We start from the raw sequence: 15,701 nt of genomic DNA on the forward strand, positions 1-15,701 counted from the left end.
CTTGGATTTTGGAATCCATTTTCGTGAATTAAAGAAACAAAGGATTGCTTATGAATAACAAATCTTATTTTGCCCTTCTTCCTCTTCCGTTCTTTTTATCCAATGCGTTTGCGGAGGAGCCTCAATCTACCACCTCACTTGCTCCGATTGTAGTGACCGGCGTGTCGCAAAAGAGTGCGAATACGGTAAAACTTAACCCTAAAACGACGCTTCAACCGTTGCCGGCCGGTGATGGGGCCGATTTATTGCAATCCGTTGCAAATATGAGTGTGATTCGTAAAGGCGGGAGTTCAGGCGATCCTTTATTTCGTGGATTGGGTGGCTCCCGTTTGAGTATTCAGGCGGATGATCAATTTATTCATGGCGGTTGTAGCAACCGAATGGATCCACCTACAGCATATATTTTCCCATCGGCTTACGACGAAGTGGTGGTGACTAAAGGACCACAAACGGTGACGCAAGGTACGGGGTTGGTTGCCGGCGCGGTGCGTTTTGTGCGAAAAGAGCCTGAATTTGATACACAAAACACGTATTTAAACGGCAGCCTAACGCTTGGCGGAAATAAACGTCATGATGCTTATTTTGATGCGATGGCCGGCGGTAAATACGGTTATTTACGTACTAGTGTGTCACATAATGAAGCCGGCAATTACAAAGATGGCGACGGTAATCGCATTCATTCTTCGTTTGAACGCCGTAACCAAATGTTACAACTTGGCCTTACTCCGACAGAAAATACATTGCTGACAGGAACCTATGAGCGTAGCCGTGGTGAGGCGGCTTATGCGGATCGTATGATGGACGGTAGGAAGTTTGACCGCGATGCATGGAATGTGCGTTTTGTGCAACGTAATATTGCGCCATGGTTTACCGAGCTTGAGTTGCGCTACGGTCAAAGCAAGATCGATCATGTGATGGATACTTATAGCCTGCGCTATTTGCGTATGATGGGAAATCAAGTCAAAAAAGCAATGAATCCAAAACGTGAAACAGACACCGGACACCTAAAAGCGACCTTTGATTGGGCGGATATTAATTTGCAGACCGGAATTGATTATATGCGTGACAAACACCTTGCTCGTATGGAAATGCGCGGTGAAGGCTATACGCATAAACCTTATCAGCCGCAACAAAACTTTACCCAATGGGGCGGATTTGCAGAAGGGGCATGGACGGTTAATGATAGCCGTAAGTTCATAGCAGGTTATCGTTATGATGAAGTGAAGGCGGAATACGACACCTTGATGGTAAATCATCCGAATAAAAAACGCACCTATGATTTACATGCGGGTTTCTTCCGTTGGGAAGAAGAAATCAATGGCATTAAATATTATGCCGGTTTAGGCGTTGCCGAGCGTGCGCCGGATTATTGGGAGCGTCGTGTAAGCCAAGTGTTGAATAAAGAACAGAACCGTCAAATTGATACGGGACTGATTTGGAAAAATGATGTTTTTGATCTTTCCCTCTCGTTTTTTGGCAGTGATGTGCATAATTTTATTATGTTAGAAAGCATAAATAACAATGCGACAGCCCGCAATGTGAAAGCGACCCGTTTAGGCGGTGAGGTTGAAGGTAAATGGAAATTTGCCGAACACTGGGAAATTGGCAGCAGCCTGGCCTACACCTACGGTAAAAACCGTACTGATGATCGCCCGCTGGCTCAAACGCCTCCGTTAGAATGGAAAAACTCATTAACTTGGGATAACGATACCTTGAGCGCAGGTTTGTTATGGCGCTTGGTTTCTGCCCAAAAACGTTATGCCGAAGGACAAGGTAATATTGTCGGGCAAGACATTGGCCCATCAGCCGGATTTGGCACATTGTCCTTAAACGCAGGATGGAAGATTAACAAATATGTGACTTTACAGGGTGGTATTGATAATCTCTTTGATAAATCCTATGCCGAATTCGTCAGCAAAGGTGCCGATCCTTCTGCAGGGGTACAAACCACGCGGGTAAATGAACCTGGTCGCCAATATTGGATGCGATTACAAGTGCAATTTTGATGTTGCAAAAATAACAAAATGGATAGCCAAGCTATCCATTTTTTGTTCAATAAGATTTAAATAAAAAAGAAATTTTGTTAAATTACACCGCACTTTTACTTATTCTGCCAATTTCCTCAATACTATGAAACACCATATTATTCAATTATCTCAATCGCTTATCCGCCGTCCTTCCATCAGTCCGAGTGACGAAGGCTGTCAGCAACTCATTGCCGAACGTTTAGAAAAATTAGGCTTTCAAATTGAATGGATGCCTTTTAACGACACCTTAAATTTATGGGCAAAGCATGGTTCTGGTGAGCCTGTGATTGTCTTTGCCGGGCATACGGATGTGGTGCCAACAGGGGATGAAAGCCAATGGGCTTATCCGCCGTTTTCTGCAGAAATTGTAGATGATATGCTTTATGGTCGCGGTGCTGCCGATATGAAAGGATCGCTGGCAGCGATGATTGTAGCAGCGGAAGAATATGTGAAAGCCAATCCAAATCACGACGGTACGATTGCCTTATTGATTACCTCCGATGAGGAGGCTACAGCGAAAGATGGCACGGTACGTGTGGTAGAAAGCTTAATGGCGCGCGGTGAGAAAATCACGTATTGCATGGTGGGCGAACCGTCCAGTTCGAAAACTTTGGGCGATGTGGTCAAAAATGGTCGTCGCGGTTCGATTACAGGCAACCTCTATATTCAAGGCGTTCAAGGCCATGTGGCATATCCGCATTTAGCGGAAAATCCGATTCATAAAGCCGCGCCATTCCTACAAGAGTTGACAACCTATCAGTGGGATAACGGCAATGAATTTTTCCCGCCAACCAGCTTGCAAATCGCCAATATTCATGCCGGTACGGGCAGTAATAACGTGATTCCGGGCGAGCTTTACGTGCAATTTAATTTGCGTTATTGCACGGAAGTTACCGATGAAATCATCAAACAGAAAGTCGCTGAAATGCTGGAAAAACAGGGATTGAAATATCGCATTGAGTGGAATCTTTCCGGCAAACCGTTTTTAACCAAACCGGGTAAATTATTAGATGCGTTAACCGCAGCTATCGAGCAAACCACAGGCATTACGCCAGAAACGGAAACCGGTGGTGGCACCTCTGATGGGCGCTTTATTGCGTTGATGGGCGCAGAAGTGGTGGAGTTTGGGCCGCTTAACGCGACCATTCATAAAGTCAATGAGTGTGTGAACGTAGAGGATCTCGCCAAGTGCGGTCAGATTTATCATCAAATGTTAGTCAATTTATTGGGCAAATAAGATGAAATTAACCCCTGACATCTTGACCGGCAAATCGCGAGAACATTTGGTGAATTTGCCGACACCGCATTCGCCTCATCATTTTTTGCAGGCGCAGGCAATGAACGCCTTTCAAGGGCTGCAACAAAGTGCGGCCAAAAATGGCTTTAATTTACAACCCGCCAGCAGCTTTCGTGATTTTGCGCGCCAACAACTTATCTGGAACGGCAAATTTAACGGTGAACGTAAAGTGCATGATGATGCAGGCAATGCGTTAGATTTGACCCACTTGGACGATTGGCAAAAAGCGCGAGCTATTTTACGTTGGTCGGCGCTACCGGGGGCAAGTCGCCATCATTGGGGCACGGAAATTGACATTTTCGATCCTGATCTTTTGCCTCAAGGTCAATCCTTGCAGCTTGAGCCTTGGGAATATGAAAAAGGCGGTTATTTCTTTGAACTGAGTGAATTTCTCACTGAAAATCTACCGCACTTTGATTTTAGTTTGCCTTTTATGCAAATGCCGGCAGAGAAAAAAATCGGGCGTGAACCTTGGCATATCAGCTACATACCATTGGCGGAGAAAGCAAAACAACTTTTTTCCGCAGAGTTGTTGCTACAGGCATGGGAAAAAGAAGAAATTGCTGGCAAGGCTACATTACAGCAGCATTTTCCTCAAATTTTTGAACAGTATTTTGTATAGATTGATTAAAAAGTACGGTGTGTTTTTAGTGAACTTTTCAGCAGTGAAAAATACGTTAAAAACACACCGCACTTTTTGGATTTATGTGTTGTTACATTTCTATCACATCTCTTTTCTTCTCTTTTCTTCTCTTTTCTTCTCTTTTCTTCTCTTTTCTTCTCTTTTCTTCTCTTAGACTTTTGTGAGCTACTTCAAAAATCCGGAAATTTTACAAAGAATTACATTTTTTTTTGCACTGAATGAAAGTATCCTACTCGCTAGCTGTAATTTAGGGAGATAAAGATGTATCAGTTTCAGCAGTTTACTCAAAAAGATATTGAAATTTTGAAGAATGAAACGATTTATCAAGGTTTTTTTAAGCTAAATAAAGTTCAATTCAAACATAAACTTTTTGCCGGCGGTTGGAGCGGTACGGTGACCCGTGAGTTGCTCATCAAAGGTGCTGCATCTGCCATGGTGGCCTACGACCCCGTGTTAGATAACGTGGTGTTGGTAGAGCAGGTGCGTATCGGTGCTTATGATCCAACGTCAACTCAATCACCTTGGCTTTTAGAACTTATTGCCGGCATGGTGGAGGAAGGTGAAACCCCGGAATCTGTGGCATTACGAGAAAGTGAAGAAGAAGCCGGCGCGAAAATTTCTCATATGCAACATTGTTTGAGCGTATGGGATAGCCCGGGTGGCGTGCTTGAGCGTATTCACGTTTTTGTCGGTAAAGTGGATAGCACCACAGTCGGCGGATTACACGGTTTGGCAGAAGAGAATGAAGATATTCGTGTTCATGTCGTGAGTAGGGAAACAGCATATCAATGGCTTTGTGAGGGTAAGATTGATAATGGCATTGCGGTAATCGGATTACAATGGCTAGAGTTAAATTACCGAAAATTGAAAGAGCAATGGCTGTAAGCATTTTATTATCTGACGACATAGGTAATTTAGACTAAGTTTCATATTAAGTAGTAGGAGTTTACTTTGTTAAATACCTATCAATATAACACCCAACAAGACGTGTTCCGTATTGTTCAAATTACGGATCCGCATCTTTTTAAAGACACTAATGGTGAATTGTTGGGCATCAATACGCAAGCAAGTTTTTCCCAAGTTTTAAGTGAAATTCAACAACAGCAATACGACTATGATCTTGTGTTAGCAACAGGCGATTTAGTACAGGATAATAGTGATGAGGGCTACTTGCGTTTTCGTCAAGACGTGAAAGCGCTCAACAACAAAATGGTCTTTTGGATCCCCGGGAATCATGATTTTCAGCCGAAAATGTTTGAAATTCTAAAGGAAGAGACTGTCAGCGCGAAAAAACATATTTTGTTAGGGGATAAGTGGCAAATTTTGCTTTTGGATAGCCAAGTGCAGGGCGTGCCACACGGACAATTAGAAGCGGAAGAGCTGGATTGGTTAAAGCTAAAATTGCAGGAATATCCTGAACGCTATTCTTTGGTTGTATTGCATCATCATCTTCTTTCCACCGGTTCTGCTTGGTTGGATCAACATAACTTACGTAATGCCAATGAATTGGTGGAAGTATTAGCGCCATTTAAGCATGTCAAAGCCTTACTATACGGACACATTCACCAACAAGTGGATAGTGAATGGCTTGGTTATCAAGTGATGGCAACGCCTTCTACGTGTATCCAATTTAAAGCGGACAGCAACACTTTTGCACTGGATGTTGCACAACCCGGCTGGCGCGAAATTGATTTACATGCTGACGGGCATATTGAAACCCGTGTAAAACGTATTCAACAGGCATCCTTTTTACCGAATATGCAGGTTGAAGGTTATTAATTGTTGAAAAGTGCGGTCATTTTTTAAAGGGGATTTTTTATCCCCTTTATTTTTTATTAGAATCCACCGCACTTCAACGCACTTGGTCGTTTAAAACTGCTATAATTCCCGCCAATTTTTTCCAACCATTGAGACCTTATGAAACAACTTTTTGCCACGACAGCCCGTGGGTTTGAAGAGCTTTTGAAATCCGAATTGACCGAATTAGGCGCACAGGATGCTAAAGTCGCGCAAGGCGGCGTGCATTATTGGGCGGATGACGAAACCCTATATCGCACTTTGCTTTGGAGCCGTTTGAGTTCACGCATTTTATTGCCTATCGTGCAAGCGAAAGTCTTTAGCGATTTGGATTTATATTCTGCTGTGGTGGGTGTGAATTGGTTGGATTATTTTGATGAAAAAGTCCATTTTTTCGTGGATTTTAATGGTACGAACCAAGAAATTCGCCATACCCAATTTGGCGCGATGCGTGTGAAAGACGGTATTGTGGATTATTTTGAGCGTCATGGTCGCGCCCGTCCTAACGTGGATAAAGAGCAACCGGATATTCGTATTCATGCGTATTTGAATCGTGATGATGTGGTGCTGTCGCTTGATTTGAGCGGCGATGCGTTGCACATGCGAGGCTATCGTGAAGACACGGGCAAAGCGCCGTTGCGTGAAACCTTGGCTGCCGCGATTGTGTTGCGTTCCGGTTGGCAAAAAGGTACGCCGTTGGTGGATCCGATGTGTGGTTCGGGTACACTATTGATTGAAGCCGCACAGATGGAAGCGCAAATTGCACCGCAATTATATCGTCTGCATTGGGGCTTTGATTTTTGGCAAGGGCATAATCAGGCAGCGTGGGAAAAGGTGAAAGAAGAGGCTTTAGCCTTGGCGGAAGCCGAAAAACAACGTGAAAACCCACCGCACTTTTATGGTTTCGATTTGGATCATCGTGTATTGCAAAAAGCCAAACAAAACGCCAAAAATGCGGGCGTGGCGCATCTGATGCAATGGCAACAGGGCGATGTGGCGGCGATAAAAAATCCAAGTCCGAACGTAGCAGGCACGGTGATTTGTAACCCGCCGTACGGCGAACGTTTAGGCACAACACCGGCGCTGATTGCCTTATATTCTGTGTTTGGGCAACGCTTGAAACAACAATTTGCCGGCTGGAATGCGTCCATTTTTAGCGGTGAACCAAGTCTATTAGATTGCTTGCGTTTACGTTCTCACCGTCAGTTTAAAGCGAAAAACGGCCCGTTAGATTGTGTCCAGAAAAATTATCAAATTGCCGAGCGCACAGAGCAAAGTGCGGTAGAAAATGCCCTAGAATTTGATCGCACTTCTTCGGTAACGTCTGAAGTCGCGGTGGATTTCGCTAATCGCCTGCAAAAAAATATCAAGAAAATTGAGAAATGGGCGAAGCAGCAAGGGCTAGACGCTTATCGCTTATATGATGCGGATTTGCCGGAATACAATTTGGCAGTGGATCGTTATGCCGATCACATTGTGGTGCAGGAATATGCCGCGCCGAAAAATATTGATGAAAATAAAGCCCGCCAACGGTTGTTGGATGCGGTGAATGCTACCTTGCAAGTGACCGGCATTGAAACCAATAAGTTGATTCTGAAAGTGCGCCAAAAACAAAAAGGCACTAATCAATATGAAAAATTGGCAAACAAAGGCGAGTATTTTTATGTGAACGAATACGGCGCGAAGTTGTGGGTGAATTTAACGGATTATTTGGATACCGGCTTGTTTTTGGATCACCGCCTGACCCGTAAAATGTTGGGTGAAATGGCGCAAGGTAAGGATTTCCTCAATTTGTTTGCTTACACCGGTTCGGCAACGGTACATGCAGCGTTGGGTAAGGCAAAATCTACCACTACCGTGGATATGTCAAATACCTATCTCAACTGGGCGGAACAGAATTTGTTGTTGAACGACATTGAAGGCAAACAACATAAACTGATTCAAGCAGATTGCCTGCAGTGGTTAGAAAAATGCGATCGGCAGTTTGATTTGATTTTTGTTGATCCGCCGACATTCTCTAACTCCAAACGTATGGAAGACAGTTGGGACGTACAGCGGGATCATATTAAGTTAATGACGAATTTAAAACGCATTCTGCGCCCGAACAGCACCATTGTGTTCTCTAACAACAAACGCGGTTTCAAAATGGATTTTGCTAAGTTGGAAGAATTAGGTTTAAGTGCGGTGGAAATTTCTCACAAAACCTTGCCGTTGGACTTTGAACGCAATAAGCAAATTCATAATTGTTGGCTGGTGACGTTGAAATAAGAAAACAAAACAGGGCGGAAATTTCGCCCTGTTTTTGTATATCTTTATATGAAAAGCTGCTGATTTAAAATCAGCAGCTTTGTTTTTTGCTCAATTTACTTAATTGGCAATATGTTTTGGTTTGAAGAAAACCATGGTGAAAATTTGCCAGAAGAATGCAAGCGCACCAAAGATGAATACAACGTCACCGACTAAACGCACCCAGCGTAAGGTGTCGAATAACGGTTGTTGCATGAATTCTTCGCTGCGGGCATACCATAAGCCTTCAGAGATACTCGCGTAACCTTGAATGATACCGATTGGTAATAGGCTGGAGGCAATCATTAAGACCAACCCGCCGTTAAGCAACCAGAAGCCCCATTTCATCAATTTGTCGTTGAATGGTGTGTTTGGTCGTAAGTAACGTGCAATTAAGAACACGAAACCTAATGCCAAGAAACCATATACCCCGAACAATGCTGCGTGGGCGTGTACTGCGGTGGTATTTAGTCCTTGGATGTAGTAGAGGGAAATCGGTGGGTTGATTAAGAAACCAAACACACCCGCACCCAACATATTCCAGAAGGCAACGGCAACGAAGCAGTAAATAGGCCATTTTAAGCGATCCATCCACGGCGCTTTTTGTTTCATTTCCCAGTGTTCCCAGGCTTCATGACCAAGTAAAACTAATGGCACAACTTCAAGCGCGGAGAAGGATGCACCCACAGCGATAATTGGGGTTGTCGCACCGGCGAAGTATAGGTGGTGGAAGGTTCCCGGAATACCGCCGATTAAGAACAATGCCGCTTCGGTGATGGTCGCCACAGTCGCTGTGCGACGGGAAACTAAACCTAAACTTACGAAGATGAAGGATAGTGCCGCCACGGAGAATACTTCAAAGAAGCCTTCTACCCAAAGGTGAACTACCCACCAACGCCAGTACTCCATCACGGATAAGTGTGTATGTTCGCCGTAGAATAATGCCGGACCATAGAATAAGCCGATGGCGATAACGGAGGCGAAGAACAAGGCAAGTAAGTTTTTGTCGCCCGGTTGTTTGAACGCATTCACGGTGCCGCGTAGCATTAATACCAACCAGAACAAGATACCGGCGAATTTAACTGCTTGCCAGAAACGACCTAAGTCGATGAATTCATAACCTTGGTGACCGAACAAGAAGCTCCATTCTTCAGGGATGATATGCGCGATGGCCAAATAGCTACCGGTGAAGGAGCCAACAACCAAGACGACTAACGCCCAGAAGAGAACATCTACGCCAAGTTTTTGGTATTTCGGATCTTTACCACCGTTGATAATCGGTGCAAGGAATAAACCACCGGCCAAGAATGCCATGGCGATCCAGAATAATGCCGCTTGAATGTGCCATGTACGTACTAAAGAATATGGAAGATATTGGGAAATATCCAAACCATAAAATTCCTGACCTTCAACCGTGTAGTGCGCCACAACGGCACCTAAGTTCACTTGCACGAAGAAAAGCGCAAGTACGGTAAATAAATATTTACCTAAGGCTTTTTGTGATGGCGTTAATTGCAATTTGGTTAGCGGATCAACTTCCGGGGAAATCGGATCTTTTTCATCTTCACGATGTTTAAATGACCAAATCCACACCACGAAACCAATACCGGCAATGAGGAAGACGATACTGGCGATAGACCACATGACGTTTTCCGGTGTCGGGACGTTATTGATTAACGGCTCATGCGGCCAGTTGTTAGTGTAAGTGGCATGGGTATTCGGACGCTCTGCGGAGGCAGTCCATGCTGTCCAGAAGAAGAATTTTGCTAAATCTTGACGGGCTTCTAAGCTCGGCAAGGTATTGTCTTTCATGGCGAAGTGTTCACGCGTTGCTTTGCTCGCCGGATCATCACCATATAAAGAAATATAGTATTGTGCTGTTTTATCGATTGCCGCTAAACGGTTGGCGGAAAGCACTACTGTGCCGTTTTCGTCAACTTTACTGCCGCGGTATTCTTTGGTTAAACGGCTTTTTAAGATGGTTTGTTGGTCATCATTTAAATCGACGAAGTTTTTGCCGTATTCTTGATTTGCAACAATGTCTAACCAGTTGGTTAATTCGCGGTGTAACCAGTCGGCGGTCCAGTCCGGTGCTTGATATGCGCCATGGCCCCAGACGGAACCTAACTGCATACCACCAGTAGTTTGCCAAGCGGTTTGACCGTGTAAAATATTGTCATGTGTGATAACAGGTTCGCCTTTTTCCGTCACGTATTGTTTTGGAATTGGCGGTGCTTCACGATAGATTTCAAAGCCATAGTAGCCGAGAATAGAGAACGCCCCTATTAATACGGCGACTAATAGGTACCAGAACTTCTTATATTGTCCCATTTGATCACTCCTTGAGAAAATTAGAGGTAGATAACTTAATTATTTGTGTCAAACACATTCAGATTTTACGATTGAAAGTAAAATACCCGACTAATTATATCGGATTTAAAGAGGCAGTATATTACCGAATAGTGAGTAAATATAAAGGGGAAAATGATGGCTATAAATTAAGCAATGCTATTTAGATAGGAATAACCTAAAGAGAATAGAAAAAGATAAGGGCGGAAATTCCGCCCTATTTTACATTTAAAAATGACCGCACTTTTTTAGCGTCTTGCTTCAAATTCAGCTAAAGCAGCATCGAATTGTTCCATCACTTTCGGATGTACCGGTGCGAACACGGAAGAGGTAATGGTGATGAAAGAACATACCAAGAAACCTGGGACGATTTCATAGAGGTGAGACAAATCTTCCCAGCCCAAGTATTTCATTAGTGGACTCCAGACCACCACGGTGATAGCGCCGGATAACATTCCCCATAATGCCGCTTTGGAGCTAATATTGCGGTTGAATAAAGAGAGGATAACAACCGGACCGAATGCGGCACCAAAGCCCGCCCATGCATAGGAAACCAAGCCCATTACTTTAGAGTTTGGATCTTGTGCGATAGCGATGGCAACCACCGAGATTAACAATACCATTAAACGACCGACCCAGACCAATTCAAGGCTGGAAGCGCCTTTACGGAAGAAACCTTTATAGAAATCTTCTGTAATTGCTGCGGAACACATTAATAATTGGGCGGACAAGGTACTCATCACCGCTGCTAAGATCGCGGATAAAACGATACCGACAATCCAAGGGTTAAACATTGCTTTACTTAACTCAATGAAAACCGCTTCTGCATTGTATAGTTGAATATTTTGGGTGGTGAAATAGGCCAATCCGAAATACCCTACTGCAACGGCGCCGCCAAGACAGAGGAACATCCAAGAAATTCCGATTTGACGGGCTTTTTCGAGAGAGGCGACAGAGTCTGCTGCCATGAAACGGGCAAGAATGTGTGGCTGTCCGAAATAACCCAAGCCCCAAGCCAACGCAGAGACAACGCCGATACCGGAAACATTGTGCAGCCAGTTGCTGTAAGGAATGCCGGTGACAGCAGATTTGGCTTCCAAAGACATCGTGATTTCATCCCAGCTGATGTTGAGCAATACCATGACCGGTGCCAAAATCAAGGCGAAAATCATTAATGAGGCTTGGATGGTGTCGCTCCATGAAACCGCTAAATAGCCACCGATAAAGGTATACGTAATGGTCGCTAATGCCCCTAACCAAAGTGCGGTGGAATATTCTAAGCCCAATAAGCTTTGGAATAACTTCGCTCCCGCTACCACGCCGGAAGCGCAGTAAATGGTAAAGAAGAAGAGAATAATGCCTGAAGAAATAATCTTTAACGCTTTTTTCTGACGCGGAAAACGTTGTGCAAAAAATTCAGGTAAGGTCAGCGCATTGCTATATTTCTCAGTGAAAATCCGCAAGCGTCCTGCCACAACGCGATAGTTCAGATAGGCGCCAACGGTTAAGCCGACAGCAATCCATGCTTCGGAAAGGCCTGATAAGAAAATCGCGCCGGGTAACCCCATTAATAGCCAACCGGACATGTCGGAAGCACCGGCTGACATGGCGGTCACGAAACTTCCCATTTTTCGTCCACCCAAAATGTAATCATCAAAATTTTTGGTGGAACGATAGGCGTATAACCCAATGCCTAAAATAATTGCCAAATAGAGGCCAAAGGTGATGTAGATTTGCATAAAACACTCCTTTTATTCTTCTTGAGAGGACATTAATGAGGTGTTTCCACCTGCCGCAGTGGTGTTATAACTGCGAGAAAACTCATCATACAATGGCAGTAAATCTTGGGTATCTTGCCAGTCGTAACATTTGAAAATAGCTTGACTGTTTTCAGCCAACCATTGACGTTTAGCTTTATCAAGTGCGGTCAAATAAATGCCTTTTTGACAATAACCTAACTTCGTATCCACACGAATGCCCGGTTTGGCTTTGGCGGCTAATGGATGCTGTGGTTCCACCAAAATGCTAAAACCTTTGGCAAGCAATTTTTCTGCCGCTTTTTCTGCTGCCGCTAAGTCGCCGTTGAGAATGGCTACTTCACAAGGCAGATAAGCTAAGGAGTTGTGTTCACCGGTGATACTTTCTAATACCGGTTTGGTTGTGCCTAGCGTATTTTCATCGCCAAATTGGCTGTAATAGCGAGGCGTACGGGTTAAACGTTGCAAATAGAACTCACCGCCGGCTTTCGGCCCTGTGCCGGATAATCCATGTCCGCCGAACGGTTGAACACCAACTACCGCGCCTACAATATTACGGTTGATATAGAAGTTGCCGCAGTTTAAGTGGCGTTCCACAATATCCATATGTTTGCGGATACGGGTATGGCAACCACCGGTCAGCGCATAACCTTTTTCATTTACCGCTTTGAGGACATTGAGTAAGTTATCTTTTTTATAACGTACGATGTGTAGAATCGGACCGAAGACTTCACGCTGTACTTGATCGAGGTTATCCAACAGATACACACTTGGTGCCACAAAATGCCCTTGAGTCGGCGTGTCGATTTCCGCATAAGCGCGGGCGACTTTGCGCATGGCTGCCTTGTGGTTTTCTAGATTTTGTTTAGCTTCTTCATCAATCACAGGACCGATGTCGGTAGCCAATAGACGTGGGTCGCCTAAACTTAATTCTTTAATGGCTTCCGTGATCATTTTGTAATAATGATCTGCCACATCTTCTTGTAATAATAAGATGCGTAATGCGGAACAACGTTGACCTGCCGAGTCAAAGGCGGAGCTGAGAACATCAGCAACGACTTGTTCCGGTAAGGCTGAAGAATCAACAACAAGCACGTTTTGACCGCCAGTTTCCGCAATCAACACAGGATCGTTATCTGCTAATGTCAGACGTTGCTCAATGAGTTTGGCCACTTCGGTTGAGCCGGTAAATACGACGCCATCAAAAGCTTGTTGGACTAACGCTGCTCCTAAATCTCCGGCACCTAACACCAGTTGTAGGGTTTCTTTCGGGATACCGGCTTGGTGTAAGAGTTTCACTGCGGCATACGCAATTAATGAGGTTTGTTCAGCCGGTTTTGCAATCACAGCATTGCCAGCCGCTAAAGAGGCGGCAATTTGGCCGGTAAAGATGGCTAATGGGAAGTTCCATGGAGAAATACAAAGCACTTTTCCACGGGGCTCGGCAAGGTGATTTTGTGTTGCCAGTTGTTCTAATTGAACGGCGTAATAACGTAAGAAATCCACGGCTTCACGCAATTCGGCAATGGCGTTTGGCAAGGTTTTACCCGCTTCAACCACAGCGAGTTTCATCAATAAGCCGAAATGTTCTTCATATAAGTCGGCAGCATTGCGTAAAACATTGGCTTTTTCCACCGCACTTTTAGCTTTCCATTGGGTATTGTCGGCAGCGGTAAACGCTTTTTCCGCTTGATTTACGGCTAAAAAGGCGACTTCTGCGACAGTTTCATTGAGATTGGCCGGATTGGTGACTTGATGTGCAGGCGCATTTTCAGCATTGTCAAATGCGACTAAAGAGGTAGCGTTTTCGATGGTTGCCGCATTCAGCGCTTGTTCTAATTTTGCTAATTCCAATTCATTACTCAGATCGAAACCGGCAGAGTTTTTACGGTTTTTAAATAATTCTAACGGTTTGAGAACCGACTTATTCGGCTCGCCATGAGATTTGGCATAAAGCTTCCATGGTGGTGTCACAAGTTGTTCGACCGGAATGTTTTCATCAACCAGCTGGTGAACGAAAGAGGAGTTTGCACCGTTTTCTAAGAGGCGGCGGACTAAATAGGCTAACAAGGTAGCGTGTGTACCCACCGGTGCATAGACACGCACTTGTCGATTCAGATTGTCTTTCCCCACAATATTGTCATAAAGGGATTCTCCCATGCCGTGTAAACATTGGAATTCAAAGTTTTTACCTTGTCCTAATTCGTGAATCGTGCACATGGTTTGCACGTTATGGGTGGCAAATTGCGGATAAATGACATCTTGCGCGGCAAATAATTTTTTTGCACAAGCAATATAAGAAATATCGGTGTGATTTTTACGTGTGTAAAGTGGGAAACCGTCCAAACCATCTGCTTGTGCCCATTTGATTTCGCTGTCCCAATAAGCCCCTTTAACAAGACGAATCATCAAATAGCCTTGTTTTTCTCGAGCTAAATTAATCAAATAATCCAACACAAATGGACAACGTTTGGAGTAAGCCTGTACTACGAAACCAATGCCTTTGTAGCCTTGTAATTCCGGTTCATCTAATAATTTTTCCACAAGATCGAGGGAAAGCTCTAAACGATTGGCCTCTTCCGCATCAATATTGATACTGATGTTGTATTTTTTCGCTAATAAGAAGAGTTCTTTTAAGCGAGGGTAAAGTTCATTGATGGTGCGATCGTATTTGGAACGGCTATATTTTGGATGAATCGCAGAAAGTTTAACGGAAACACTGTTGCCGTTATAAATGGTTCTGCCGGCTGCGTCTTTGCCCACTTCTTCAATGGCGTGTAAATAGTCATTAAAATAGCGTTGTGCATCGGCTTCTGTCATGGCAGCTTCGCCCAACATATCAAAAGAGAAGGTAAACCCTTTTTCGTAGCGTGGTTTGATGTTTTGTAGCGCCTCTTGCATGGTCACGCCGGTGACGAATTGTTTACCCAAAATCTGCATAGATTTGATAATTGCCATACGCATAATGGGCGCAGACAAACGGGAGAAACTACGGGTGAGCGCATTCGATAAACTGTTTTCATCCAGGCTTTCGCTAATTTTTTTACCAAACAGTAGGCCATAACTGGCTGCATTGATGAAGAATGAATTGGAATTGCCAATGTGAGATTTCCAGTTCCCTTCCTGTAATTTCTCATAAATCAAATCATCACGAGTTTGTGCATCAGGAATACGTAACAAGGCTTCTGCCAAACACATTAACGCCACTCCCTCTTCACTGCTTAATGAAAACTCTTGCATTAAGGCATCTGCGCCATATTGTTTTTGTTTAAGTTGGCGTAATTTTTTAATTAACTTAATAGCATTGTCTGTGATGCGTTGTTCTTGTTCTGGAGAAAAATCTAATGTTTTCACTAAAGAATCGACCGCACTTTTCTCATCTAAACGATAGTTTGCAGTGATCGCTTGGCGAATAGGACTATATTGTTTTGATAGTGTGAATTGCATGATAAAACCTCCTTTTGTTATATAATTGTTAACAAAATATAGATGGAGTGTTTATTAGTAAATGATTTTTTTGATGAACTGTGATTGAAGTCACATAA

Annotated in this window: 9 protein-coding genes; 6 read left to right on the forward strand and 3 right to left on the reverse strand. The window is 44.0% G+C overall.

All coding sequences use genetic code 11. The features are described 5' to 3' along the window. The first annotated feature begins 50 nt into the window (after positions 1-50). From J5A60_RS02520 to rlmKL, 6 genes are all read left to right on the forward strand, one after another. Complete coding sequence (locus J5A60_RS02520) at positions 51-2,006, forward strand: TonB-dependent copper receptor (RefSeq protein WP_212510471.1); 1,956 nt, start codon at positions 51-53, stop codon at positions 2,004-2,006. Between the two features lie 124 nt (positions 2,007-2,130). After that, positions 2,131-3,264, forward strand: coding sequence for a succinyl-diaminopimelate desuccinylase (gene dapE, locus J5A60_RS02525; RefSeq protein ID WP_212510472.1), 1,134 nt, complete (start codon positions 2,131-2,133; stop codon positions 3,262-3,264). Position 3,265: 1 nt separating this feature from the next. Then, positions 3,266-3,946: a M15 family metallopeptidase gene (locus J5A60_RS02530; protein ID WP_212510473.1), complete on the forward strand. Its 681-nt coding sequence runs from the start codon at positions 3,266-3,268 to the stop codon at positions 3,944-3,946. 282 nt (positions 3,947-4,228) lie between these two features. Continuing rightward, positions 4,229-4,852: an ADP-ribose diphosphatase gene (gene nudF, locus J5A60_RS02535; RefSeq protein ID WP_109103594.1), complete on the forward strand. Its 624-nt coding sequence runs from the start codon at positions 4,229-4,231 to the stop codon at positions 4,850-4,852. A gap of 66 nt (positions 4,853-4,918) precedes the next feature. Beyond that, positions 4,919-5,746, forward strand: a complete 828-nt coding sequence (gene cpdA / locus J5A60_RS02540; RefSeq protein ID WP_212510474.1) for a 3',5'-cyclic-AMP phosphodiesterase — start codon at positions 4,919-4,921, stop codon at positions 5,744-5,746. A gap of 138 nt (positions 5,747-5,884) precedes the next feature. Beyond that, positions 5,885-8,032, forward strand: a complete 2,148-nt coding sequence (gene rlmKL, locus J5A60_RS02545) for a bifunctional 23S rRNA (guanine(2069)-N(7))-methyltransferase RlmK/23S rRNA (guanine(2445)-N(2))-methyltransferase RlmL (protein ID WP_212510475.1) — start codon at positions 5,885-5,887, stop codon at positions 8,030-8,032. A 99-nt stretch (positions 8,033-8,131) separates the two neighbouring features. Here the strand turns inward: rlmKL and J5A60_RS02550 are convergent, their stop codons facing one another. From J5A60_RS02550 to putA, 3 genes are all read right to left on the reverse strand, one after another. Further along, positions 8,132-10,381 (reverse strand): nitric-oxide reductase large subunit, encoded by a 2,250-nt coding sequence (locus J5A60_RS02550; protein WP_212510476.1) that lies wholly within the window; start codon positions 10,379-10,381, stop codon positions 8,132-8,134. Positions 10,382-10,647: 266 nt separating this feature from the next. Further along, complete coding sequence (gene putP, locus J5A60_RS02555; RefSeq protein ID WP_006717353.1) at positions 10,648-12,138, reverse strand: sodium/proline symporter PutP; 1,491 nt, start codon at positions 12,136-12,138, stop codon at positions 10,648-10,650. A 12-nt stretch (positions 12,139-12,150) separates the two neighbouring features. Beyond that, positions 12,151-15,603 (reverse strand): bifunctional proline dehydrogenase/L-glutamate gamma-semialdehyde dehydrogenase PutA, encoded by a 3,453-nt coding sequence (gene putA, locus J5A60_RS02560; RefSeq protein WP_212510477.1) that lies wholly within the window; start codon positions 15,601-15,603, stop codon positions 12,151-12,153. Positions 15,604-15,701 lie beyond the last annotated feature (98 nt).

The organism is Aggregatibacter sp. oral taxon 513, from assembly GCF_018128305.1.
In the GTDB taxonomy this organism is placed as follows: domain Bacteria; phylum Pseudomonadota; class Gammaproteobacteria; order Enterobacterales; family Pasteurellaceae; genus Aggregatibacter; species Aggregatibacter segnis_A.